Here is a 1,718-nt window from a genome sequence, read left to right as displayed (position 1 = left end):
GACCTATGGCTCGCGGCCGAACGGGACGCCGCGCTCGATGCACCGCTGCAGGGCCGCCAGTTCCTTGTCGCTGTGCGGGCGGTTGACCCAGTCGAGCCAGTCCTGCGGCAGGCCGCCCGGCGGCGGTGTCAGCGGCACCGGCGTCTGGCCGCCGACCAGCCGCGCATGAGCGCTGCACCAGGGCCAGGCCTCGGCCCGCGACGCCAGGCCGACCTTGACGGCGTTACGCTCGACGTACCGCAGCACCGACAGCACCGCGTCGCCGCCCTCCAGCACGCCCATCGCCCGCAGCGCCGCGGGAGGGCGCGTCTGCTCGATCAGGAAACTCTTGAACCGCCCCGGGTAGATGTGCCCGGCCCCGGCCGTGCCGCGCCGGGCGTGGACACGCTGCGTGTGCGTCAGCGTCAGCCACCGCACGAACGCCGACAGGTCGCCGTCGTCGCGCGGCCAGAGGAGCAGGTGCCAGTGATTGGGCATGACGCAATAGCCGATCGTGCGCATCGCCACGCGCTCATGCGCGGCCGCCAGCACGTCGAGGAACAACGGGTAGTCCTCGTCGCAGCGGAACAGCCTCTGCCGCCCGTTGGAGCGGTTGAGCACGTGATAGACAAACCCGCCCAGATTGACCCGAAGACTTCGCGGCATGGCAACAGCATACCGCCTCCTGCCAAGCAATGCAACACGAAAAGGTTCCTGACCCCTTTAGTCCCCCCTTTAGTCCCTCTTTAGTCCCTTTAGTCCCAGCCATGGGCCCCGCAACGGGGCCGCCGCGAGTCTCCAGCCCTCACCCTCACGGTCTGGGGCGGGGAGGGGATAGGTTGACCGAGATTATGCACCGGCGGGCGAAGGTGGCAACGTCGTATTCGGGGGTATGGGCACTCAGGTCCGGTACTCACGATCCTCTGGGCCACTATACGGACCCCGCATCATCCTCGTCCGGATTTCTTCTTCTTGTACTTCGGGCACTTCCCTGCTTGTCGTCTGTCGCCTTGTACTCGTCTTGAAAAAAGGGCATCCCAGAAAATCCCGCAAAATGAGCCCAAACATGGAACGACTTCTGGTCCCGAAGGGCGGGATCATCAGTAATCATTGCTCTAACTGCATCTTGTACCTCAAATATTGAAGGGCCGCATTCAACTTGCTCCAGTATCTCACCTCCATCCCAAGCCGGTAGCATCCAACGAGGCATAATCTTTACTTTCAGCACGCCCTTGACAAGCACTGACCGAGTCGGAAGTCTTGTCAGAAAAGATCGTGTGCCGCTCCGGGGATGCTTCTTCAATACCAGCGCTGGAGTCACTTGCTTGCCGTTGATCTCGATTGTCCGCTTCTTGCGGCATTGAATAATGATACCAGAGAAGGGATCAAAGATAACGACACCCACATTTGTAGGATCCCTCAGAAACTCGTCTAAGACGTCCCAAGGCAACCGCTCGCGTGGAACATTCTCACTTACTACAGCGAAAAGCTGTTCGAGGAAGCACATAACAATTATGAGGGGTAAAAGGGGTCAGGAACCTTTGTCTGCTATCTTCGGTCGGCCGCGGGGGCGGAGGGTGCTTTGCAGGCCCAGTTCGGCGGCCATTCGCTTGACCTATGGCTCGCGGCCGAACGGGACGCCGCGCTCGATGCACCGCTGCAGGGCCGCCAGTTCCTTGTCGCTGTGCGGGCGGTTGACCCAGTCGAGCCAGTCCTGCGGCAGGCCGCCCGGCGGCGGT

2 protein-coding genes are annotated in these 1,718 nt (G+C 62.2%); both read right to left on the bottom strand.

What is annotated here, in order from left to right:
* Positions 1–3: 3 nt before the first annotated feature.
* Complete coding sequence (locus ABFD92_21740) at positions 4–645, bottom strand: transposase (protein MEN6507167.1); 642 nt, start codon at positions 643–645, stop codon at positions 4–6.
* A gap of 265 nt (positions 646–910) precedes the next feature.
* On the bottom strand, positions 911–1,384 hold the full coding sequence (locus ABFD92_21735; GenBank protein ID MEN6507166.1) for a hypothetical protein: 474 nt from the start codon (positions 1,382–1,384) through the stop codon (positions 911–913).
* Between the last annotated feature and the right edge of the window lie 334 nt (positions 1,385–1,718).

This window comes from Planctomycetaceae bacterium (genome assembly GCA_039680605.1).
Taxonomy (GTDB): domain Bacteria; phylum Planctomycetota; class Phycisphaerae; order SM23-33; family SM23-33; genus JAJFUU01.
This window is presented reverse-complemented; position numbering and strand designations above follow the sequence as displayed.